Source organism: Chloracidobacterium sp. (assembly GCA_016716305.1).
GTDB lineage: Bacteria > Acidobacteriota > Blastocatellia > Pyrinomonadales > Pyrinomonadaceae > OLB17.
In genome coordinates this window covers 1979056-2002218 of record JADJWP010000002.1, presented here as the reverse complement: position 1 = coordinate 2002218, position 23163 = coordinate 1979056, and the positions used below count along the sequence as shown (strand labels likewise).

14 protein-coding genes and 5 tRNA genes are annotated in these 23163 nt (G+C 52.4%); 7 read left to right on the top strand and 12 right to left on the bottom strand.

All coding sequences use genetic code 11. The features are described 5' to 3' along the window. Positions 1–15: 15 nt before the first annotated feature. The 7 genes from IPM28_10920 to IPM28_10890 form a co-directional block, all read right to left on the bottom strand. Positions 16–93, bottom strand: a tRNA-Pro gene (locus tag IPM28_10920). Between the two features lie 11 nt (positions 94–104). Next, a tRNA-Gln gene (locus tag IPM28_10915) sits at positions 105–179 on the bottom strand. Positions 180–191: 12 nt separating this feature from the next. Next, positions 192–267, bottom strand: a tRNA-Glu gene (locus tag IPM28_10910). Between the two features lie 9 nt (positions 268–276). After that, positions 277–354 (bottom strand) — tRNA-Arg (locus tag IPM28_10905). Between the two features lie 21 nt (positions 355–375). Next, a tRNA-Tyr gene (locus IPM28_10900) sits at positions 376–460 on the bottom strand. A 517-nt stretch (positions 461–977) separates the two neighbouring features. Continuing rightward, positions 978–6857, bottom strand: coding sequence for a carboxypeptidase regulatory-like domain-containing protein (locus IPM28_10895; GenBank protein ID MBK9173498.1), 5880 nt, complete (start codon positions 6855–6857; stop codon positions 978–980). Positions 6858–7152: 295 nt separating this feature from the next. After that, a complete protein-coding gene (locus IPM28_10890; protein ID MBK9173497.1) occupies positions 7153–7740 on the bottom strand; it encodes a hypothetical protein in 588 nt (195 codons plus the stop codon). 211 nt (positions 7741–7951) lie between these two features. Here IPM28_10890 and IPM28_10885 point away from each other — a divergent pair, with 211 nt between their 5' ends. Continuing rightward, positions 7952–8704, top strand: coding sequence for a response regulator transcription factor (locus IPM28_10885; protein MBK9173496.1), 753 nt, complete (start codon positions 7952–7954; stop codon positions 8702–8704). 5 nt (positions 8705–8709) lie between these two features. Next, complete coding sequence (locus tag IPM28_10880; protein MBK9173495.1) at positions 8710–11691, top strand: hypothetical protein; 2982 nt, start codon at positions 8710–8712, stop codon at positions 11689–11691. Here the strand turns inward: IPM28_10880 and xrtK are convergent, their stop codons facing one another. Together xrtK and IPM28_10870 are read right to left on the bottom strand one after the other, a co-directional pair. Further along, a complete protein-coding gene (xrtK, locus tag IPM28_10875) occupies positions 11692–12432 on the bottom strand; it encodes an exosortase K (GenBank protein MBK9173494.1) in 741 nt (246 codons plus the stop codon). It abuts the gene before it with no gap. Continuing rightward, positions 12429–14426: a VWA domain-containing protein gene (locus tag IPM28_10870; protein MBK9173493.1), complete on the bottom strand. Its 1998-nt coding sequence runs from the start codon at positions 14424–14426 to the stop codon at positions 12429–12431. The genes xrtK and IPM28_10870 overlap by 4 nt, the downstream gene beginning before the upstream one ends. Before the next feature lie 69 nt (positions 14427–14495). Here IPM28_10870 and IPM28_10865 point away from each other — a divergent pair, with 69 nt between their 5' ends. Further along, positions 14496–14753, top strand: coding sequence for a hypothetical protein (locus tag IPM28_10865; protein ID MBK9173492.1), 258 nt, complete (start codon positions 14496–14498; stop codon positions 14751–14753). A 101-nt stretch (positions 14754–14854) separates the two neighbouring features. On the opposite strand, the gene IPM28_10860 is transcribed toward IPM28_10865, so the two are convergent. Then, entirely contained in the window at positions 14855–16075 is a 1221-nt protein-coding gene (locus IPM28_10860; protein MBK9173491.1) for a hypothetical protein, read from the bottom strand. A gap of 322 nt (positions 16076–16397) precedes the next feature. Here IPM28_10860 and IPM28_10855 point away from each other — a divergent pair, with 322 nt between their 5' ends. The 3 genes from IPM28_10855 to IPM28_10845 all read left to right on the top strand — a co-directional run bounded on the left by IPM28_10855 (position 16398) and on the right by IPM28_10845 (position 19136). Beyond that, positions 16398–17012: a class I SAM-dependent methyltransferase gene (locus IPM28_10855; protein ID MBK9173490.1), complete on the top strand. Its 615-nt coding sequence runs from the start codon at positions 16398–16400 to the stop codon at positions 17010–17012. A gap of 81 nt (positions 17013–17093) precedes the next feature. Continuing rightward, on the top strand, positions 17094–18293 hold the full coding sequence (locus IPM28_10850) for a tetratricopeptide repeat protein (protein MBK9173489.1): 1200 nt from the start codon (positions 17094–17096) through the stop codon (positions 18291–18293). A gap of 51 nt (positions 18294–18344) precedes the next feature. After that, the gene (locus IPM28_10845; protein ID MBK9173488.1) at positions 18345–19136 is read left to right on the top strand and encodes a ZIP family metal transporter; all 792 of its coding nucleotides are present in this window, start codon (positions 18345–18347) and stop codon (positions 19134–19136) included. A 45-nt stretch (positions 19137–19181) separates the two neighbouring features. Here the strand turns inward: IPM28_10845 and IPM28_10840 are convergent, their stop codons facing one another. Together IPM28_10840 and IPM28_10835 are read right to left on the bottom strand one after the other, a co-directional pair. Beyond that, complete coding sequence (locus IPM28_10840; protein ID MBK9173487.1) at positions 19182–20573, bottom strand: sigma-54-dependent Fis family transcriptional regulator; 1392 nt, start codon at positions 20571–20573, stop codon at positions 19182–19184. A gap of 54 nt (positions 20574–20627) precedes the next feature. Continuing rightward, positions 20628–22274 carry a PAS domain-containing protein gene (locus IPM28_10835; protein ID MBK9173486.1) on the bottom strand — a complete coding sequence of 549 codons (1647 nt, stop codon included), beginning with the start codon at positions 22272–22274 and terminating at the stop codon, positions 20628–20630. Between the two features lie 237 nt (positions 22275–22511). On the opposite strand from IPM28_10835, the gene IPM28_10830 reads away from it, so the two are divergent. Continuing rightward, a complete protein-coding gene (locus IPM28_10830) occupies positions 22512–23159 on the top strand; it encodes a hypothetical protein (protein ID MBK9173485.1) in 648 nt (215 codons plus the stop codon). The last annotated feature ends 4 nt before the right edge of the window (positions 23160–23163 follow it).

Genomic DNA, 23163 nt, shown 5'->3' with positions numbered 1-23163 from the left:
TTCTTTTTTGGAAATTGGTCAGAGCGGCAGGATTTGAACCTGCGAATACTTGCTCCCAAGGCAAGCCCGTATGGCCATCTGCGGAACGCTCTGGTGTTAAATGCTGGCTTCGGGGAAAGGAGTCGAACCTATATTTGCTGATTCAAAGTCAGCCGTCCTTCCGATTAGACGACCCCGAAATCCTCGTGACTTGGCAGGGAAGGCGGGACTCGAACCCGCTAGGCTCAGCTTGAAAAACTGATCGCTCGACGCTTTGCATTCATCCCCTTAAATTTGTGGTGAAGACGGAAGGACTCGAACCTACAACCTTCTCGTTCGTAGCGAGATGCTCTGATTCCATTGAGCTACGTCCCCATATTTGAAAAATTAGAAAAATGCACCGGGAAGGATTCGAACCTTCATAGCTCCTGCGAGCGCCAGCTTTACAGACTGCCTGCCTTCACCAACAGGCGGCCGGTGCGTGTTTTACGACGATTCAATTGTCAAACATCAAAAGAAAAGGAGCGGCTACACCTGATTCCCAATGAATCCTCGCGTAACCGCTCCAAAAAACTTCGTGACGAAATTATTCGTCTTATCTTTCGATGTTTCGGGAGCGGGAACGCCGCTCCCGCTGTGTCAATCTAGTTGTTCCGTGCGTCCTATGCCGCTCGGTTTTGGTTGATAATTCCGCTGTTCGAGGTTCGTAGACACAAATCCGTCCCAGGCTAAATCGGAACGCATTCCTTGCGTTGCCGGAGCGCCTGCAAACAGGTTCGTGTTATTTATCGATCTTCGAATCACTTTTTTATCTCCAAAAAAATCGCCGCAAACCGCGCGGCAAGTTGAGAGTTTTAACATGGGAAGAAATTGCTTGTCAAGAAGTATTTTCGAAAAAAGCAAAACGTTGGATGAAATCAGGTAAAAGCTCGTGCACTCTGCGGAGCATTTCCTATTGAGGAATTAACAATAGAAATTGTCTCGCGAAAGCTCGGAAACTATCGAACGGTGAACCGCAAAGGGGATACGGTGGCCTGCGCTTCAGGGTTGTAGTAGTCGTAAACCGACGATGCCGGCGTTTTGGCGTCGATTCCGTATCGTGGTCTAAATTTGAAGCTGAACTTCGTACCGCCGGGCTTCGACCACATGTAAAGAACGATACGGTCAGGCAGAATGTCGTAACGCGAAATGCTCGTGTCATTTTCCATTGCCGCTGCGAGCGATTCACGACTGACATCAGCGCCTGGCGGTGTGCCGATCTCCGCGAGCAACATTCCATACCCCTGGTATCCAATCCTTTCCGCCTCGACCGCGCAGGTTACTTCCTGCATTATGGCCGGGTCCATGCGGTCGCACTTATAACCGAGGCTTAGAGCGCGTGACTGGTTCAAAGTACGGTCGTAGGTATCGGCATCGCGCCAAGCGACATAATGTTTCGTCACGAGCTGCGCCATCAAAGGCGTACTGTCTCCTGTCTTTAGTTCGATCACATTGTTTTCGGGTGCGAGCCTGCTGTCTAGATCGACTACGATCTGGTCGAGCTTGTCCGGACCAATCTCTATCGCTCGCTCGCGCTGACCATTCAGTATCACGTCTACGGTGTTTGTCTTCGGTTGATCTCCGACGACAAGGGAGGTAACGAAGGCATCAAGGACGTTTATCGTAGTCTGTGTAGAATACCAAACACCATACCTATCCTTGTTCTGAAGGAGGAAGATCATTGCTTTGCCAACAAGCTCACGTTCAACCTTCATTTTGAGGAAAAGCTGGGTAACGAGGGCCGTTGTTTCGACCCGGCCGGCGGAACCCCAACCGTTAAAAACCGTATTCGTTTCGAGATTCCAATAACTCGCACCGGCCTCTTCTTTAGCAAGTCCGGCGAGTTGTTTCGCAATCTGTCCGGCAAGAGGTGCGTCGCCCGAATCGAAGGCGGCAAGGCCCAACAGGGCAAGAGAATAGGGGTCGTCTATCTCGGTGTTGCGAGTCTTTAGATACGAGAGAGCTTTGGTCACAGCCTGACTTAGTTGAGAATCAGAATCACGTTCGTTGATGCTTGCCCTTTTCGACGAAGCCAACATCCCTAGTGTGCGGGCAACATAAGTCGTGGTCGTTTTGGCGCGCCTCTCATCCTGGACGGTTTCCCAGCGATATTTTTGGTTCCAGCTCCCATCAGTATGCTGTTGGCGGACAAGCCAGCCCTCTGCCTTTTTGACAACGTCGGGATCGACGGCAATGTATAGGGATGCGTCCGCCAAAAATCGCAAGGCGTATGCTGTCAACGCAATGTCCGCTGCATCCTTTCCACCCCAATAAGAAAATCCACCTTCTCCGACCTGGTACCCAAGGAGGCGTTCGTATCCACTCTGAAGAAACTTACGAGCCCGGCGTTCGATCGCTTCTGAATTTCCCGTCTTTTCATCACGCCTAGCGAACTTCAGGATCATGAGATTAGGATATGTTGACGAGATCGTCTGCTCGCCGCAGCCGTACGGCCGTTGTAGCAATCCTTCGACCGCTTCGGCAATGTGAGACATAAGGTTGGGATAGATCTTTAGTTCGGCCGTTTGTGTCCGGGGCAAGGCTCTGGCAGGAAAATCGAGATTTAACTTTTCATTTCCCTTGAAATAACGCGATTCGGTATGGACCACCTCGCGGCCGTCAGGACGAACTGTGACGGAGCGTTCGATAGCATCGGAGTCGGTCTGAGCGACCGCGGTGACCCGCTGCTTGCCATCTTTAACAGGAGTTGCGGCTCTGAAACCGAACACCGCGTTTTCGGTTTGGCCCGAATCAACAGCAACTTGCCTGGTTGCTCCGGCAACCAGCGAAAACCAGTCGCCGTCTTCCATCGTGACGTTTACTTTCTGCTTCTTGTCGGTGTAGTTGCGCACCTGTGTCGGCAAATATATCTCGTCACCGGTGGTCAGAAACTTAGGTGGATCGAGATCAACAAAGAAGGCTTGGAACGCCGTTACCTCTTTCTCAGCAAACCCGATCTTGCCATTTTTTGTAGAGGCGATCGTGTACATCTTCCAAGTAGTTATGTTGTCCGCCATGCGGAACTTGACCTCGGCTTTCCCGTTGGCATCTGTTACTATCTGCGGCTGCCAAAGTAGTGTTTCTGGGAAATATTCGCGAAGTCGCGGTGTGGCGGTCTCCTGTTCAGTGACCGATGAATCTCCGAGTTTGGTTCCCTTTGCGGTGCCCGGCTGAAGCAGTAAAGCATTTGATATGGCCCTACTACCGCTGATGGGCAGACTTTGTAGTTGGCGTGAGGTCACGGAAACGCTGGCATCGGTAGAATTAAGCGTTGCGGCTTCCGCTGTTACGCTAACCGTCTCAGACACGCCGCCACCGTTTAATGCGATGTCAACATTTGCAACGCTCCCCGCCTTTACCGGCACATTACTAATTATTGATCTCTTAAATGCCGGCGCCTCGGCGATCACCGTGTAGGTACCGGCCTCCAAATTCGTAATAAGGAAACTCCCGTTGTCGTTTGTCGTCGCCGAACGTGAAAAACCCGTGGTGGAGTTCGTTGCCGTAACTGTTGCTCCCGCTATCACCGCTCCGTTATCATCTGTAACGGTTCCCGAGATCGAGCCAGCATTAGGCGAATACGTGATCGGTTTCATCACGGGAACAGGTTGGGGATCCTCCTTAGACTGTTCCGTTAGTACATGGACGTATTGCGTGAAGGTCACGTCGTCGTTGGTATTCGGTTTCCGGTCACGGCCATTCCCACGGATCGTGAATTCTATCACTTGCTGCGTAACAGGAGTTACCTTACTCCGCTCGGTGCGGCGTGTGTCACCGTAGATCTGAACGCTCTCTATCGTGACCTTGTCCCAATAACGTGAACGCTGGTTTACGGTTATGTACAACGGATTGTCATTGCCATCGCGCACTTTGTCGAAATCCATTCCGCCATCCTTAAGGGTTTGCCTGAATTGTGCTTCAGTCAGCGGTGCTTTTCTGAGTGCCCTTTGAATTTCGGTGATCTTCGTTTCCGCAGTGGCGAACACATCAAGGCTGCTTGTCCAGACGATAAAATCATCGCCATAACTGTAACCGTAATCGTAATCGGCGTTCTCGAATTTTCCGTCCGGTCCGGCGCTTATGATGCGTATCCGGATATTGCGCCCGTCGGCGTCCATATGAACTTTGTAAGGACGGCCAAACCGGTCCACCAATTGTTCGACACCCATCTCTGCGTATAGGGTCCGGTCGTCACGAATAAAGTTTCCGTTACGGGAATGATAGGCACGCACCGTCGTATCGATGGCCTTGCCAATCGATGTGAAATATTCATAGCCTTCAGAAAAAGCGGTGAAGTCGTCCCGTGTATCGAAAACCTTGTCAGGGCCTGCGGTTTTTATTCGGACGATGTCGCGGGTCTTATCGACCGCAAATTCCGGCCGGTATGCGGTTCCCCACGGATCGCGCATTGCGGCGAGGTCAAGGCCGAACGAATCGAGGATCTTGGTGAGGCCGGCCTCGTCCACCGCGTGCAGACCCTTTTGGTTCGAATAGGTGTGGCTGAGCGATGCGCGGATCTCGTTGAACTGGTTACTGACTCGTACACCGAACGCGGACGATGCTTCATCGTAATACCGCTTGCTGTGGAACGTGTTCGGGTAGTAGTAACTGTCGTGCAGGATGATCTCGGCCGCTGACTGCAATTCATCAGAGATGGGTTTCGATAGATCCAGCTCGTTTAAGTCCTTTATGTTGATGCCGCCGAAGCCCTTGCCGTAGCCGAGCCAACCCGAAAGGCCGCGCACCATCCCGCCAAAATCAGAGTCGGTCCGTGCGCGTTCTTCAACCGCCTTGTCAAAGACGACAACGCCAAGCGCACTCTCGACGGCCTTACCTACGACGTCAAGAATACCGAACCTTACGGTTGCTTCTTCATTGGGTTTATAGACGGCCTTGTCGAATTTGGCATCCACCTTAATGCCTTCCTTTGCTGGGAAAATGATACCGCGGCCCCCTTTTACAAGGTCGTCGTCATCGTTCGGGGCTTCGATAAACGCGGCTATTTTCAGCTCGCCTTTGAAGTTGTCTTTGTACGGGATCTTTAGCTCCGCCTTGCCGTCTTTCAATGTCGCGAACCGCGAATCGATCACAGACCACCCGCTCACAATATCAACGTAGACCGTTCCGGTTCTTACTGTGGAGAGCAATTTCACATCAACGGTCTCGCCGGGCTTGTAGATCGCGCGATTGGTGAAGACGCGAATATCTTCTTCATCGTCATCGAAATAAATGTTTTCTTCATGGGTGCCGCGACGGCCGTGTTTGTCTTTCGCCAGTACACGAAAATCGAGGTCGTCGTCGAGGTCACCGATATTCGGGCGCGGCATTGTAAACTTTTCCGCACCAAGCGAATTCGTCTTTAGTTTGGCGAACGTCTTGAACTTGTCGGCACCCTCTTCACTGGCCTTTATCTCAACATCGCATTCTGCTGGTGTGCCGTCGGCGTAGAACGTAGAGACATATCCGACGAGCGGGAGGCGAGAGTTCCCGAAATCTTCGCCCCGGATCAGATAAACGTGAATCGGTTCTCGGGTGACACGAATATCAAAGCGGCGTTGTTCGGTTTTGTTCGTGGTCGGATCGGTAAAATAGGCTGCAAACTTTATGTCCCTAAATTTTTGCCAGTCACTGTCCCTTATCGAGTCATGATTTTCGCTTAGGTCGAATTTTGCGGTGAATTTTCCCTCCGCGTCCGTTTCGCCTTCACGAACTTGACCTTCGTCTATAATGTATTTCTGTTCCTTCCAACTCCATGTCCGGTCGGTTTCTTCGACGACACGGACCTTACCCCTTGTTACGGGTTTCCCGAATAGATAATCAGCGCGAATCTCAACTTCTGCTTCTTTGTCCTCGGGCAGGAAGTATGGCTTCGATGGTTTGGCGTTGACGACAAAATTTGGCAGATCGTAGCGTGAAACCTTTACCTGATGGTGCGATATTTCGTCACCCGCCGAATCGCGTATCTCAATTAAATAGTCGCCGAGCCTCGCGTTGGACGGTATGCGCCATGCGATCGACGCCACGCCGAATTCGGAAGACCTCACCTTTTCGCGATAGAGCAAGGTATCATCCTCATCTTCGATACGGAATTCTATCTCGCTGTTGGCGACAACTACTTTCGTCTCGGCACCTTTGAGAACGATGCCGCGTATGTTAAGCGTTTGTCCGGGCTGGTAGATCGGCTTATCGGTCATCGAGAGGATCTGAACGTCGCTACGCATTGCCTCGAGATCCTCTTGAGCCTCGCGGACTATGCCGGCCTTTTGGCCGATGACCTTGATCTCGCCATCACCGTCAAATTCGACCTCCGGTGGGATGGTGAGGTCGATCACTGCAAATCCATTGGCGTCGGTAACTCCATTGCCCTTTAGTTCGAGTTTCCTCCCGCCGTCACCGCGAAGTTCCAGAGAGACGTTCGTTTCGACACCAACATCTGCTGCCGGATGGTCGGTAAACGGGTTTAAGGCACGAATGCGAACTCGATAGATCGTGCCCGAGAGTATGTTGTCAGCCGCGATTACGCGCAATTCAAAAAGGTCGCGGATCAGCTGCGAAAGGGAGACAATGCCGCGAACGTCACCGATCGAATATCTGAGTCGGAGCCATGTAAGCTCGTCGTTGCTTTCCTTAACCAACCTGCCAAGAGTCAATGGAAATTCAAAAGTATTTTTACCGCGCAGGAGTGTCAGTTGCTTAGCAACCGATGCCTTAACAGTATCCGCTACATCTAGCAGTTCAAGCTGGGCGTTTACGGTCCGGCCACCACGTTCGTCGTCAACAACAAGGCGTGCTATTGCGACATTCCCAGTGATCGTTACGGTCGATTCGGATTCATTCACCCGCTGTCCAAAAGCCGGAGAAGCGAGAACCAGACACACGAATACCAATAGGAATGGAAAGCCGCGCATGGGCATTGCCTCAAATTTTACAAGGATTTAAGAGTCTATCGGTCAAACTGTCTGATGCGTCGAGTTTTTCGCTGGTTGCTCGGGTGTCCGCCAAGGTTATATCAAACTTGTCGGGTGTAAGAACGTGATCGAAAGGAATGTCCAATCGGGCATTCGGCAAACCGCTCAAAATCACTCTCATAGTTGTAGAAACGTGGGATTTGTGTCCCTTTAAAAACGCATTGATCTAGCAGCCACCAGCATAGAATTCCGCGTTTGTTTCGCCGACCACTTTACCGTTTTGGAACTTGGTAAGTTTACCCTTTAGGTCGGGCGGATATTCGCATGATTCACAATATTCGAATTCCGGATTCTTAGGAAAATGCCCGACGAATTTGTAGCTCACACCATTGATCTCCCGGGTTTCAAAAGTGATCTCGCGGTCGCTGAGCGTGATCGATCTGAACTTAAATTCCTTGTCAGCTTGTAAATACCCGATCGGATTGATCGGCTCGGCAGTATACTCGCCGTTTTCCTCTGAATATTTGTGTGTTTCGATCTCGAGCATCTGAAAGTCTTTGAATGCCTTCGGCACTTTTGCCATGGCGAGATCATACATACCGGCCGCGTCGAATATTTCAGGTTGTGTGTCGACAAGGCTTGGCTCGGAGGGAAATTCGCCGTTAAGCGAAGCCGGCACAATTTTCTCAGTAGTTTTTGGTTTTGACGGCAAGAAAAACGAAAGTGCAAAGCGAGTGCCGGCAACGGCGGCAACACCCACAACTAATGTCAGTACAAAGGAAGACGCGTAAAAGAATCGAAGTATTGTTTTCATAGTTCCTTCCGATCGAAAGTTTTCTGCGTTATGGTGAGCGTTTTTGCAAGCTATAAACAGCGTCAACGCACGGGGCGGATAATGTGGATAGCCACACCTGGCCGTGACGCAACAACTCTTTTGCCAGGTTTATCGCACAAGTATTATCGCTATTGACGAATACTGTTATAATCCGATTCGTCAAAGATCTAAGAGATCGTTCGCAAAACCTGTGTCAATTCTGATCGCTGAAGATAACGAGGCCCAACGCAAATACCTGGGTGGCCTGCTCGCAGACAAATTTCCGGGCCACATGCCTTTGATCGAGGCGAACGATGGTGAATCGGCCGTTCGTTTGGCTGTCGAGGTACGTCCCGCACTTTCGATCTTTGATATTCAGATGCCGAGCCTTTCGGGCGTCAAGGCGGCAAAGGCGATCTGGCGGGAATTTCCGGGTGCTCGTATCATATTCTGGACGCAGTTTCCCCACGAGATCTATATAAACGAAATCAGGAAAATCGTTCGTTCGACGGAGCCTCAGCCGACGTATGGATTCATTCATAAGAACAATCCGGAGGAACGCTTTCTGAGGTTTATCTCGGCCGTGCTGGAAGACGGAGCAGACATGATCGATCCGGCCTTCAAGGACTCGTTCCAGCGGCCGCTACTGACAGAATTTGAATCGGAGGCACTAAGATATCTCGCTCTCGGCTTTTCGAACTGGGCGATCTCGCGAAAATGCAGCCTGAGCCTTCGCGGCGTCGAAAGCCGGTTGGCTACGCTCTATGAAAAGCTGTTTCCGACTCACTCTTCGGGAACCGAAGCCGAAGAATATGACAAGCTCGCATACAACATTCGGACACGAGCCTTTTTCGAATCGCTACGTCGCGGGTTGATAAACAGCGACGAACTCGAGAAGGCCGAAACGGAACTGGCGGATTGGATCGAACGTGACAGGAAGCGTTTTCGGCAGTCTTCCAAATAAACTGAATGAGAGTGTCGACCCGCCTAACGATCTTCACCGCCCTATTCGTTTTCCATTTGCTGATCGCCTTCGCTTTCGCAGGTTTTTTCGCGCAAGAGCCTCAAACGTCGCCGTCTCCGTCACCTTCTCCCGAAGCCTCGCCGTCCGTATCGCCGTCGCCGACACCCACTCGTTCACCCTCGCCAACACCACTGCCGGGAGCTCAAAATTTTCATCAATGGGGGTCGATCACAGTCTTCAATGGTTTACCGTCAGACAGCGTTCGCGCAATTGGGCAGACATCGGACGGCGTGATGTGGTTTGGGACGGATAACGGTCTGGCCCGTTTCGACGGCCGGCGAATAGAAAAGTTTTCGCTCGGCGGAGCCGATGCCGACCGCGTGCTTGCCTTGAAAACATCACCGATCGGAGAGCTCTGGGTCGGCACGCGTGCAGGCGTGTTTGTCTATTCAGACGGAAGTTTTCAACCGGTTGAAGGCACTAACGGCCTCAGCATCACCGCGATGCTGGTTGGACCAGAAGTTTACGTCGGGACCGACGATGGGCATGTTCTTCGAGTTCGCCACGGAGAAAGCGGAGCATATTTTACAGAGAAGGTTTTCGCGGAACCAATTCGCGGAGCAAACGGCAGCCCGCTCGCAATTACGAGCATTATCGAAATCGACGGCAAACTTTTTCTGGGCACCTCCGGACGCGGGGTGTTTGTTGTAAAAGACGGTGCGGTCGCCGAATTTGCCGCTTCGCCGCGACCATTGTTCGTGAATTCGCTTGCTCGAAGCGACACTGGCGAACTTTGGTTCGGTACCAACGCAGCCAAGGGCGTGAGTGGCATCTTTTTGGCGGATGGAACTCGGGCAACACGTATTGCGGCGCCGACTGCCAACGTGCTCTCCCTCGAAGCGAACGATAGTGGCGTGTGGGCCGGAACGGAAAGATACGGTCTGTTCCATATCGCCGATTCAAAACTGAAGAAAACTTACACATTTGAAAACACATCCGGTGGCCTGCGTTCGAACAATATATTTACGTTATTCACCGATCGTGAAGGCGTTTTGTGGATCGGTACAAACCGTGGCCTGAGTCGGTTTGATCGTTCGGGTGCTTCGCAGGAAACCGTTTCGGATAGTCCGAACAGCAATTTTGTACGTTCGCTTTTCTATATCCAAACAAAAAACGGGAACGCCGAGCTGAAGACTCTACTCGCCGGGACGAACCGAGGTTTGTTTGATTTCAATGGCAAGAAGTGGAATGAGATGCAACAGTTTCGCGGGCGGTCGATATACGCGATAGATACCTCCGCAAAAAACCCAGACTCGATCATTGTCGGCACGCCGGAAGGAATATTCGACCTGGTCGGGAGCTCGTTGATCAAGGGCGATACTCGCGCAATTAGTTACTACCAGGGCCGACTATATGCCGCTGTTTACGGTCGAGGCGTTTTCGATATTTCCGAACCAGCAAAACTAATATTTGCGAATGAAACAGTAACATCGCTCGGCGGAAATGCAGATAAGATGTGGATCGGTACGGCGAACAGTGGGCTGTTCGGTTTCGACAAAGGCGGAGCGACCCTAGAAATATCTCCGGAGGTCCTTGGAAGCGGAGCCATCTGGAAGATATGGCAAGCTGGTTTTCAAACTCCGATCTGGATAGCTGGACAGCATGGTCTCTTCGTTTTACGTGAAAAGATCCCCGAGAAGGTCATTGATGCGGAAGATGTTCGAGACGTTTGGGTTAGCGATCCTGATACAAACGAGAATGTATGGGCAGCAACCACGACCCGCGGATTGTTACACGCTCGGCGCGATAAACGTTTTGGGTGGATAGTTTCTTCCCTCGGATTTGAGCAAGGTCTGCCTTCGGAAAAAGCATTTGCGATTTTACCTACACGTGACGGCCTACTGATCGCAACCAATCGCGGCGTGGTCACCTACAAGCCGGGAACGGTAGCGCCGAAACTTATTCCGACGCGCATTTTGAGCCAGCGTGTGCACGAACTTAGCGAAATCCGGTCAACGATCGCCCTCGATTATCCGCAAAACTCCTTGGTGGTCGAAGTCGCGGGGCAAAGCAGCCGGACGTTTCCCGAAGAGTTTCAGTATGGCTTTGTTCTTACGGACGCGAACGGCAAAGAGATCGACCGCCGCATTTCGAACGATGAGCAATATGCTCCCGCTGAACTCGCTCCGGGCGAATACACGATCGAATCGATCGCGTTCAACCGTGACCTGCTCCCGTCAGAACCGCTGGCGATCCGATTCTCGGTAGCAAAGGCACCCTTTCCTTGGACAGCTTCTGCACTCGGTGTGCTGCTTGCGATCGCGGTCTTGGGGTTGATATGGGCAATAATCGAACACCGTCGAATTCAGCAGCGAAACCTGGAACTTGCCGCCGCCCGGTTGGACCTTGCTAATGAGGCCGAGCGAGAACGCCGCCGGATTGCCCGTGACCTGCACGACCAGACGTTGGCCGACCTGCGAAACCTGATGATGCTGACTGACAAAACCTTGCCCGACAATCCGGAATTCCGCACGGAGATCGAAGCCGTCTCAAGCGAGATCAGGCGAATTTGCGAGGACCTGAGTCCGTCCGTGCTGGAAAACGTGGGCCTAATCGCGTCGCTCGAATTCCTGCTCGACAGCACGATCGAAAACCGACAATTTAATGCCGAAAGCAATCTCGAGGACCGGATCAACCTGCCGATGAATGTCCAGCTTCAAATCTACCGTATCGCCCAAGAGGTGCTTACAAACGTCAAAAGCCACTCAGACGCAGACCACGTCGAGATGTCGGTTGAAATAAACGCGGACGGGCAGTTGAAGTTAAGGATCGACGACAACGGAACTACTTTCAATCCGGACGCAGCGACGGCAAAGGGTCGCGGCATCGCAAACATCAAAGCTCGTGCTTCCCTCGTAAATGCAAAGGTCGCATGGAAAGAATCAAAAGGCGGCGGAAATCGTTTCGCAATGAGTATCAAAGTATGATCACTGTTCGTTTACGAGCGTCGACCTTCTACGCTTGAGCTGATCTATCAGAATGAACGGGATGATCAAGATCAGCGGTGTAAGGACGACAAAGGCGAGGTGCTCCCAAAACGTCGAACCTTTCTGATACGCCCCCTTTAGGATTGGAATCCCAAGCGTAACGAGCCAGTAGATCATCAACGGGACAAGAGGCCGGCGGATAAATGACATTGGTTTTGCTGTTTCGATCCGATCGCCCCTATTGAGCTTTTCGTAAAGAAAATAAAGCAGAAGTAAAAAGCCGAAGTAAATAAAGATCCCCTGTAAACGGTGCATCTGTTCCGGGTTGATCCAAAGTGCACCCGCATTCATCCGGTGCAACTTCAGTGCTACTGCGATCCGGACTGTGTTGGCTGCGATGGTCGTGACAAACGCTGCGCAAACGGCAATCGGGAAAGCATGCCATGCGACTTCCTTTTTGCCCCAAAGTGTCAATACCGACAGCATCAGGAACGCGGCGATCAGAAAATTTACGCCCGAACATGAGTCCGCAATCAGGAAGGAATTGTCCTCGTTAATGTAGCCCGCGTACGATTCGAACCGAAACGTCTCGCCTGTCACTAACTCGACACAAAAGGAGGTAGGAGCGAGGATCCATCGTAGTTGGTTCACGTTCGCGGTCGAGTAAAATAGTTTCAGTAAAGCGGCAGCCGAGATCACTGACGCCAACTGATATAGCTTTCTCGACCGCAAGGTACTCATTGTTGAGCTCCGTAAAAGGCACCTGAATAAAACCGCCGACGGACCATCAAAATGAGCGCGAGCACCGTCATCACCGCGAGGAGCCATAGCATTTCAGGTTCGCTTCCGACGGCCATATCGCTCACGCCGACGGGCAATGGGAGAGGCTGGTCAACGTCGTTTGCGGAACCGTCTGGGTTGACTACCTTTTCGCGTACCGCGATGAACGACGTATATCGCGTCAGCAAGTTGTACTTGAGACCGACGTCGGTGATCGCCCTGATCTTGTCCGCTTCAGGTTCGCCGTAGGCAAGATCGGAAAGGTCGGAGATTCGAGATCGAGCCCAGAGGTACCGCAATGCGCGATTGCCTTCGTCCGGCATAACGGTTGAAACGTCGATGCTCGAACGGTAATCGCCGCGTCCGGTTTTGCCGGTGATGTCGAACCTACCGGAAAGCGGTCCGCGCCATTTTCCGAAGACGACCACAGGCCGTTGGGCCAACAGATCGGGTTGATTCATAGGTTCAACATCGTAAACGTCAAAACCGTTTGCCTGAACCTTTACGTCCGTTAGGACTGGGCTTTCGATGTATTCACGAAATTTCGTCGCCACATCCGGAGCCTCTTTTTCCGAAAGCACAATGAACGGCTCGCCCATTCCAGCCTTGGCTACGCCTTCGATCAGAAACCTGTTGACCGACGACCCGATACCGAATGCAAAGACATTCGTATTGCCGAGATTTTCGCGTATGTAATCGAAAACGCCGGCTTCACCTGAGACATAACCATCGGTTACCAGGACAATGCTTCGCGAAACGCCGGATTCGCTCGGCAGGTTCATCGCGTTTTTGATCGCTTCGAGCAATTCCGTTCCGCCGCTGCCGCGTTGTTGCGAAAGCAGATCCAGTGCGCGAGAGACATTTTCCTGGTTTGCTGCAAGGGGCGTTTCCGAAAGGACGGTCGAATCACCGGCAAAAAGCACTACATTGAAATAATCCGTAGGCCGCAATTTTCCGATAAGGTCCTCAAGCAGTTGTTTCGACGTGTCCAACGGAAAGCCTTCCATCGAACCGGACACATCAACCACGAATATGTACTCGCGAGGCGGAATATCCTCTTTGGCAACGCGTTGCGGCGGCTGCGCCATATAAAGAAAGAAATTCTCCTCTTCACCCTGCAGAAGCAAAAGTCCCGAGGCGATCTGCCCGCCTGTCAGGCGGTATTTCAAGACGAAATCGCGGTTACCCTGAAAGGGGTCTGCATCGTCGAGTGTAACCTGTGCGATGTTCGGGCTTTGCCATTGGGGCGCGATCTGGTGGGACGCACAGCTTAGTTCCTGTATCGGAAGTCCGGCTGAGATCCTTGACGAAATATGAAGCGTACTGGACGGTTTGTCGCCTTCATGAAAATAAGCCGTTTTTACAAAACCGTTTTCTGCTTTGTTTGCGTCACCGGATGGATACCTGGGTCCGACAACCGTCGGATAGACAAACTCGTAGGTGCCGTCGGTTGGCACCATTAGCTCTGTATACCGAAGTTCGATCTCAATCTGGTCCCGCGGCATTATGTTCGCAAGGCTCATTGAGAAGACATTCGGCCTGGATTCCTCAAGCAGCGACGCGCTCTTGCCTTCCTTTTTTGCCGTCTCGAATTCCTGCTTGGCGGCTTCGCGCTCCTTTATCTTCGCGGTGATGATCTCGTCGCGGATCTTCATACGCATTCCGTAAACGGCCGCGCGGGTCGATGCCGGAAAAACATACGTCGCGTTGATCGGCCGCGAACCTTCATTTTGATACGTTTGGACGACACGCACATCAGCGATCACGCCGGAGATCGCGATGTCGACGCGCGTGTCTTTTAGCGGAAGGCGGTCGATCTTTGGATCGCCCTTGACGAAAAAATAAGGCGAAAGCGTCTTGTTAGGATCTGCTTGGCAAACGGCTGAGAGGGTGAAGCCACCGACGCAACTGAGTAAAATTATTTTTTGCCAAAGACTTCGTTTCCATTTATTCATAACTCACTCCAGACTCCGTGCAATTCAACGAGATCAAACACCTCGGCAATGCTACGTTGGCTGGAGAGAATGGGGAATGGACCACACCACAGTCCCGAACCGTGGTATCCACAGTCTCGCGTGATCCTACTAGCTCTCTTCGTTGATGAGCATACGAAGCCGCAATTCGATTGCGGTCGCGGCATCAAGAAATCAAAGATCGCGATCAAACCGTACTGGCAACTTAATCAGAAAAGCTTGGAGATTATGGGAATCAGCCGAGAGGACGACGACCCGATCCAGCCCTTTGAACGAACTCCGAACGACCTTTTCAAACGCCGAACTTAGAGCTTTCGCTATCGGTCGCAAAGTTTTCCTATCTGCTCGGATAAAACTTGGGATCAACGCGGATTACTGAATCGGATCGGCAGAGCGATACAAAAAATTTCTCAACTATCGTGAACGGAATCGTCTGGTAAAATATCCCTCTTTGCATTTCTTTCGGAGTGATGTTGCCTTAACCTCTGCAGTCTTACATTGTAGGATGATCCCTTTTCGATAACGTGGTAGTCCTGATACCTCAGGTAGTGTTTCTCAGGCACGTTGCCATCTTTCGCCCATCCCAGCCCCGCATGGATCGATTCTCGATTCTGACCAGCCGTATCGCGTTCCGTCGCGTTTGCCGCGCGCAACGTGTGAAATGAAACGTCATCACTTACGCCCGCTCGTTGGAAGAGATCTTTGATCAGATTGTAATAGTTCGTTGTGTCGAATACTCTTTCGTTGTCATCGCGTTCGAAAACGCCGGCCGCTTCCATCTCGTCGTAAAGCCAAGTTGAAATATCGACCGTTTTCGTATGGATCTTATTTCGAGAATCGTTTATCACGAGCTTGATCACGCCGATTCGCTTTGTATAGTCGGTTCTTAACATTCCGCGTGATACGTGCCGCAGTTCATCTATCCGCAATCCGGTCGTGTAACCACCGATTAGCGTCAAGCGCATATGCGAACGATCCCGCTTCCATCGATTGCACTTAGGAACCTCATAGCATTTATCCAGCACGCGCATGAATTCCTCAAAGGGGATATACGCCCGTTTAGGGATTTCTTTGGCGAGGATATTTTTGAATGAAATATGGCTCTTTCGTTTGCCGACCTCTTCTGGGAAGTTCAGTAGCCCGCGCAAACTCGAGAGATCACGATTTGCCGATGCATCTGAACGCTTCCTCTCGCTTTTGCCCCTTTTACAAGGTCTTTTCAAAAGCCAGGTTTTGAACGCAAATACGTCCAACTTGTTTACTTCATCGATGAGCTTGTCCTCGAAGAATTCGCAGATAGCATCCAGCTTTTGGAATTCTTGCTCGTACTGAATCTTTTTGTGATCCCTCAGAAAAGGTTTGTAATGTGCTTCAGCGAACCCCTTGACCGTTTCGGGATTTAGCAGGATGTCTTTGCCTTTCTCCGTAAGTTCCTTGACTTTCGCGTCCAACCATTCGTCGTCAAGGTCCCTCGTTGTTAGCCCTGCCGTACTCGATTGCGTATTCCATTTCTGACCGTCCAAAATCGCAAAGATGGCTCTATAGTGGTAACCTTTCCCCTTGCGGATAGTCTTCTCTTTGTTGACACGAACGAAGTAACCTTGTGATATGTATTTATCGGGTATTTTCATCGCCGAGATCCTTTCGGGTAGATTTTCGCGTAGAAAGCTACCCGAAAAGCCGTCCGCTGGTGTCGCATAGGAGATCGGAAATGTCGGCCGTTGTCCAGCTAACCCTCGTACTATCAGTATGTTACACGTCTAAGTTGTTGATAGTCAATGGTTGAAGTTTGGGTCTCAGAAGCCTGTGGGAGCAATCCCGTGATGGTTCGATTCCATTCGTCCGCACCACATTTTCGTTTATAGTAAAGAGTCGGGAGTCGAGAAGATCGGCTCCCGTTTCTTTATTTCGATCTTTCGCCGATCGCGGATCTGAAAAAGAAATCAGCTGGGAATGCGAGACAAATTCATAGAATCGATAAAAGAGAACCAGTCGGCCTTTGGTTTGACGCTTGCCGACGACGCGATCGATCGCCTCGCAGGTCACTACGAGGTCGTCATGCAGCATAACGCGTTGCTCCACCTCGTCGGCCCGTGTTCGGCGAGTGAATTTGCGACGCGGCATATCCTCGAATCGCTCGTTCTTCTGCGCTATCTTCCTGCCAAGCCGCGGATCGCTGATGTCGGCGCGGGCGCCGGCCTGCCGTCGATCCCGTGCATGCTTGTTAACGGCGAGATCAGCGCCGTTCTGATCGAATCAAAGAAACGAAAGGCAGAGTACCTTGCGCACGCACTGACACAACTCGGCCTGCAGGATCGCGCCGTTGTCATCGACCGGGCGTTTCAGGAATGCGACCCGGGGAACGCCAATGTCGTAACTTGCCGCGCACTTGATCGATTTGCCGAACGTCTCCCGAAGGTCATCAAATGGGCAGGCAAAAGGAAGATGGTATTTTTTGCCGGAGAGAACATTCGCGAAGGCCTCGAAAAGCTGAAACTCCGCTATACGGCGGACCTTCTTCCCCTTTCCGATCGGAGGTTCGTCTTTGCGATCGAATCTCGTCGGTGATCAGCAAATCTGGAGCGGAGAGCATCACTTCTGCTAGTATTTGAGCATCATAGGCATAGTTCTTCGTAAAAGGGTGAGATCATGATCAAAACAAAGTTCCGGTTGACCCTCTTCGGGTTTGCCACGATCGCTATCGTGTTTGCCGTCGCGGCACAGGCAGTTCAGGCACAGGACGATACGCCTACGCTCTGGCTTAAGGCCGAGGCTTTGATGAAGCAAAGCCGAATGACCGAGGCCGTGCCGATACTTGAGAAGATAATCGCTCTCGATCCGAAAGACGCTGAAGCTTATATCGAGCTCGGAACGGCGCTACTCGGAAAAGCGATAAACGAACCGAATACGGCCGAACGCAAGAAGGTACGGATCGCAGCCCGCAACTCATTCATCAAGGCGAAAGAACTCGGTAAGGCCACGAACTTCGTCGATGCAATGATCGGTTCGATCCCGGAGGACGGCAGCGACGGCACCCCGTTCTCGCAGGTTCCGCAGTCACACGCTCTAACATATGCTGGTGAGCAGGCATTCACGCAAGGCAAGATCGAAGAAGCGCTAGATCTTTACAAACAGGCGCTCGAAGCCGACCCGACGAACTATCACGCCGCGCTTTTCAGCGGTGACATGTATCTGAAACAGAACGACTACCTCAATGCCGAGATCTGGTATCAGAAGGCGATCGCGATCGATCCGAACAGGGAAACGGCATATCGGTATTCGGCGACGCCCCTGATGCGGCAGAGGAAATTCGACGAGGCACGAGCGCGGTACATCGAGGCATGGATAACCGAGCCCTATAGCCGATTCGCATTGAACGGTCTTCTCCAATGGGGACAAGCGACCGGTACGAAGCTTGCCCACCCGCGCGTCGACCCGCCCAAAACCGAGGTCGGAGCTGACGGAAAATCAAAATCGACGATAAATATCGATCCGCTGGCCGACGACGGCTCGATGGCATGGATGGCATATCTGGCGACCAAAGAAATCTGGCGAAAGGAAAAGTTTGCCAGGGCCTATCCGACGGAGAGTACTTACAGGTCGTCTCTTGCCGAAGAAGCCGAAGCCCTGCGTGATGTAGTGAAAATGGCGAAAACCCTTAAGGCCAAGAGCCTGAGTCCGCAGATACAGATCATCGAAAAACTCGATCGTGACGGATTGCTTGAAGCCTTCATTCTGCTCGCGCTTCCTGACGCCGGGATCGCTCAGGATCACCCGGCCTACCTGCGAAACAATCGAGAGAAACTGCGGGCCTACGTCGTCAAATACGTGATCGAAGGTAATCGCTAAAGGGCATCGGATCGTATGCGGAAGATCGAAGTCTGATACTTCGATTGTCGAATGACTGAAGCTGCAAATCCATTGGCATCGGCCCTGCTCGCAACCGCGATCGCCGGATTCGGCGCGACCGCATTTGGGGCGGCGCCCGCATTATTTCTAGACCGGCTCAACGAAAAACTCAATAACAATCTGTTGAGCTTCGCTGCCGGTGTGATGCTTGCCGCGACCGTCTTCTCGCTTCTCTTGCCGAGTATCGAGAACTCGAAGGCGCTTGGTTATTCCGATACCAATGCCGTTGTCCGATCGATCATCTTTCTGTTCATCGGCGGATTCGTACTTTGGGCGGTCAATGAACTTGTACCGCACGAACATTTCGCGAAAGGACATGACGGGATCATAGATGCTCCCAGATTGAAGAAGATCTGGCTCTTCGTGATCGCGATCGCGATACACAACTTTCCTGAGGGGCTCGCGGTCGGCGTCGCGAACGCATCCGGCATCGCGGGTTCGGGTTTGGGGGCGACGCTTGGGATCGGGCTGCAGAACATCCCGGAAGGCCTTTCGGTTGCCGTCGCACTAAGGTCGCAGGGTTACTCGATGCTGTTTGCTATCGGCGTTACAGGGCTAACCGGCCTGGTCGAGATCGTCGGCGGTCTATTCGGGGCTTCGATCCTGATGGTCTCCGGTACGATCCTGCCCTTGGCCCTTGCGTTCGCGGCAGGTGCGATGCTCTTCATCGTAAGCGACGAGATCATACCCGAGACGCACAGGCCCGGCTTTGAGAACGGAGCGACCGTTTCATTATTTATCGGGTTCGGATTGATGATGCTGCTCGATGCCGTTATAGCCTAGGTTGCGATGTGTCGGACACCTCTAACGAAATAATATATCAGCGAGCTATCGGACATCGAGATCGTATTCGCGGAGGCGGCGATAAAGTGTCGATGGCGAGATGCCGAGCAGCTCAGCGGTCTTACCGCGGTGCCATCCGGTCCGCTCGAGAGCATTGATGATCTGTTGTTTTTCTGAATCGCGAAGGTTCACAGGCGAGGTGTTCTGAAACGAACTGACTCCGCTATGCCCTTGCGAAGCATAGTTTACCGAGACGTTTGACGGTTCGTTCCGGTAGATGACTTCGGGCGGAAGCTCTTTTACCGTCACACGCCCGTTGTCGGCAAGCAGGGCCGCCCGCTCGAGGCAATTGCGAAGCTGCCGAACATTCCCTGACCATGAAAATGCAGTAAGCGCTTCGATCACAGGCTGTGTCAGAACTGGCGGAGTTGCGCCAGCGACCTTTTGGAGAAGGTGTTGGGCAAGGGGTTCGATGTCTTCGCGGCGTTCGCGCAATGGAGCGATATTCACCTCAAAACTGTTTATCCGATACATCAGGTCCGATCTGAAAATGCCCTCGGCGACGGCCTGGCCAGGGTCTCTATTTGTAGCCGCGACGAGGCGAACGTCGACCTCCACCTTCTTGACACCGCCAACACGAAAGAACGTCCGCGTTTCGAGGGCCCGCAATAATTTCGATTGCAGCTGCGACGGCATTTCCATTATCTCGTCCAAAAACAACGTGCCGCCGTCAGCAAGTTCGAAGAGCCCGAGCTTGCGCGCCCGCGCGCCTGAGAAAGCACCGGCCTCGTACCCGAAAAGCTCCGATTCGAGAAGCGTATCCTGGAGCGCGGCGCAATTAAGATCGATGAAGGGCTTGTCAGCTCGGCTGCTCAATCGGTGAATGGCCTGTGCGATCAGTTCCTTGCCGGTTCCCGATTCACCCGTTATAAGAACCGAGGTCTCAGACGGTGCGACCCGGCGAACAAGCCTCAGTACCTCTTTCATTTGCGGCGACTCGGCAATTATCTCAGGCATTGATCCGCTGCTGCGTTCGATCTGTGCCCTCAGACGTTGATTGTCGGTCCTTAACTGTTTCTTTTCAGCCGCCTGCTTTACCAATGCCGTAAGTTCAGCGATCCGGTAGGGTTTCGTGAGGTAATCGTAAGCGCCAAGCTTCATCGCCGTTATCGCGGTCTCGACCGTACCCTGCCCGGTAAGCATTATGACCTCGGGCGCATTGGCGCTTTTCTCACGAAGACGTTTCAGCAGCCCCATCCCGTCCAGACGCGGCATATTGATATCGCAAAGCAGAACGTCGTAATCGCTTGCCTCGAGCATCTCCCACGCAGCTTCGCCGTCGGCCGCGGTCTCGGCCTCGTGCCCGTTGCGGGTCATCTCTTTCTGAACGACCAAACGGAGATTCTTTTCGTCATCAACTACAAGTAACTTAGCCATATCGTATCAAGTGAGGTGCGGGACGGGGAGAGGTTTTGGGCCGGAGTGATGCGATCACCTCGTGATCGGGAGGTAAATAGTAAAGGTGGTGCCTTTACCGACGTTCGAACGGACGCTCACGCGGCCGCCGTGATCTGTGATGATGCCATAGCAGACAGCCAGGCCGAGGCCAGTGCCTTTACCGACCTCTTTGGTCGTGAAAAATGGTTCGAAGATCTTCGAAAGGTCTTCTGACGGAATTCCGATACCTGTATCCTCTATCTCGATCGCAAGTCGATTGGGGCGTGCAGCGGCTCGGATCCAGAGTCTGCCGCCGTCCGGCATCGCGTCGATCGCGTTCGTGGCCAATGCGATGACCGCCTGTTGGATCTGGCCCGCATCGGCGTTGACGGCGGGCAGGTTATCTTCGATCTCTACCGAGATCTCGATGTTGTCGCCGCGTTTCTGGTGAGATATCAGATTTGCCGATGACCGAAGTATGTCGGCAATATCTATCGGGTTGCGGTCGCCGGTACGTATTCTGCTGAAATCGAGCAAGCCCATCGTGATCGATTTACAGCGAAAGGCCTCGCTCTTGATCAGCCCAAGATATTCGTTGAGATCGTCGATCGCTTCAGATCCGTCAAAGGCTCCGTCAGCGACGCGATGTTCCAGTGCCTCGGCGCAGGCCGAGATCGTGGCGAGCGGGTTGTTTATCTCATGCACGACACCGGCGGCGAGCCGGCCGACCGCAGCGAGCTTTTCAGCCCGGCCAACGGCATGGATCGCCTCGACGCGCATGGTGATGTCCTCGCCGACCGTTATCACGTGTGTGACCTCGCCGGTTTCGGGGTCACGCATCGGCACCTTGCTTACCATCCAGTATTTTGTCGAACCATCGTCGGCAACCGTCTGCTGCTCGATCCGTTCGATCTCGCCGGTCCTAAATGCACGCTCAAATTCCTGACGGACCTTACCCTCGGGATAGCGTGCAAGTACATTGAAAACGTTTCGCCCGATCGCTGAGTCGCGAGGGATGCCCTGTATACCGATCTCGCGATGTCGATTCCAGGTGACGATCCGAAAGTCGCGATCGACCACATAAAGGGAAACAGGCAGGGCATCGAGTACTGCCTCGGTAAACCGACGGTGCTCTTCGCGTGCCCGCGTGATCGAATTGTTGATAGCCGCTTCGTAATGTGCTGAAAGGTTGACGCTCATCGCGGCCATCTGCGTTGCTGTCTCGATCAGCTTGCCCTTCGATTCGTTCAACTCCTGCTTGTCAGCAAACCCGACAACGATCGCTCCGCGAATGTCGCCGTTTATGTGAAGCGGCGAGACGAACTCGGCCTGATGGGCCGTACCCGATAGCAAGAATTGTTCCGGATCCGCTTCACAGTATCCGATCTGAGGCGGAAGAAGTTCGAGCCAGCGTTCAAAGCGTTCGCGTTCAAAGAAACCAGTGAGTATCTCGCCCTTTGCATCAAACGCACAACTGACGACCCCGATATTCTCCAGCTCGGCTATGAATCCGCAGATCTCGGCGCCGACGCCGCTTTGTAACGCGTCTGCGACGCGTGAAGCGACCTTTTTGGGATGGACAGTGAACAAAAGACTCCGCCCAAGATCGGAAATGAACTTAAGCTCAGCAGAAGACTCTGTACCCTGGCCAAACCGGATACTAGCTCCTGCCGGTCTTTTTGCTGCGGAGGAAATTGACATCGGTGGTTCTAAATCGCCTTTTGTCTGTCGGTTACGGAAGTGGGAATGTTGGCTTGATCGGCGGGGTTTACGACTTGGGAAACTTCCGAACTTCCATAGCAATTAAAAAACTTTTTGTACAAAAAGTCAATAGTTTTAACACTTATTTGCAAGTTGACGGGCGTCCGAATTCGCGTAAGAATCTGATTACAGATGGGTTTCAAAAGCCGGAAGACAGGCCCGCTCAATTCACTGCTGATGATTACACTGTTGGTCGCGGCCGTAATGAACGCGCCCGGACAGACCCTTGTTGACAAAACAGTTGCGACCGTGAGCGACGGGTTGAGGACCGAATTGATAACACTTTCGGACCTCAGGTGGCAATTGGCCCTTCAGCCGAACGTCTCTCTATCGCCGCCGGCGTCGGCCGATCTTAACCGGGCTCTTAACCTATTGATAGATCAGCGTTTATTTGCTTTAGAGGCCGAAAGGTTGCCGAGAAATCCCCCGACCGAAAAAGAGATCAGCGACAAGATCGCCGAGATACTGACCTATTTTCCGACCACTGCCGAATTTGAGAGCCGGCTGCGGGCCGTCGGATTCAGATCGATCAGGGACGACAATTTCGAACGGATCATTGCTCAGCGCGTTTCGATCGACAAATATCTTGATTTCCGTTTTCGGTCGTTCATAATAGTCACATCGGAGGATGAGGCGAATTATTACCGCGATTTCTTTGTTCCTGATTTTCGCAGGCGTTTCCCTGACCTGCTGATGCCGACGCTTGATGAGAAACGACGCGAGATAAACAAGATCCTGACGGAAGATCGGATAGCCGCAGCCATCGAGGCGTTTCTTGACGATGCAAAGCGCCGCGCCGAGATCGTCATTCTGAGCGAGGTTTGAGCAC

Coding starts and splice junctions, on each gene's coding strand:
- IPM28_10890 (MBK9173497.1), bottom strand. CDS start 7,740: ATGAAAACAATACTTCGATTCTTTTACGCGTCTTCCTTTGTACTGACA.
- IPM28_10880 (MBK9173495.1), top strand. CDS start 8,710: ATGAGAGTGTCGACCCGCCTAACGATCTTCACCGCCCTATTCGTTTTC.
- xrtK (MBK9173494.1), bottom strand. CDS start 12,432: ATGAGTACCTTGCGGTCGAGAAAGCTATATCAGTTGGCGTCAGTGATC.
- IPM28_10870 (MBK9173493.1), bottom strand. CDS start 14,426: ATGAATAAATGGAAACGAAGTCTTTGGCAAAAAATAATTTTACTCAGT.
- IPM28_10865 (MBK9173492.1), top strand. CDS start 14,496: ATGGGGAATGGACCACACCACAGTCCCGAACCGTGGTATCCACAGTCT.
- IPM28_10860 (MBK9173491.1), bottom strand. CDS start 16,075: ATGAAAATACCCGATAAATACATATCACAAGGTTACTTCGTTCGTGTC.
- IPM28_10855 (MBK9173490.1), top strand. CDS start 16,398: ATGCGAGACAAATTCATAGAATCGATAAAAGAGAACCAGTCGGCCTTT.
- IPM28_10850 (MBK9173489.1), top strand. CDS start 17,094: ATGATCAAAACAAAGTTCCGGTTGACCCTCTTCGGGTTTGCCACGATC.
- IPM28_10845 (MBK9173488.1), top strand. CDS start 18,345: ATGACTGAAGCTGCAAATCCATTGGCATCGGCCCTGCTCGCAACCGCG.
- IPM28_10840 (MBK9173487.1), bottom strand. CDS start 20,573: ATGGCTAAGTTACTTGTAGTTGATGACGAAAAGAATCTCCGTTTGGTC.
- IPM28_10835 (MBK9173486.1), bottom strand. CDS start 22,274: ATGTCAATTTCCTCCGCAGCAAAAAGACCGGCAGGAGCTAGTATCCGG.
- IPM28_10830 (MBK9173485.1), top strand. CDS start 22,512: ATGATTACACTGTTGGTCGCGGCCGTAATGAACGCGCCCGGACAGACC.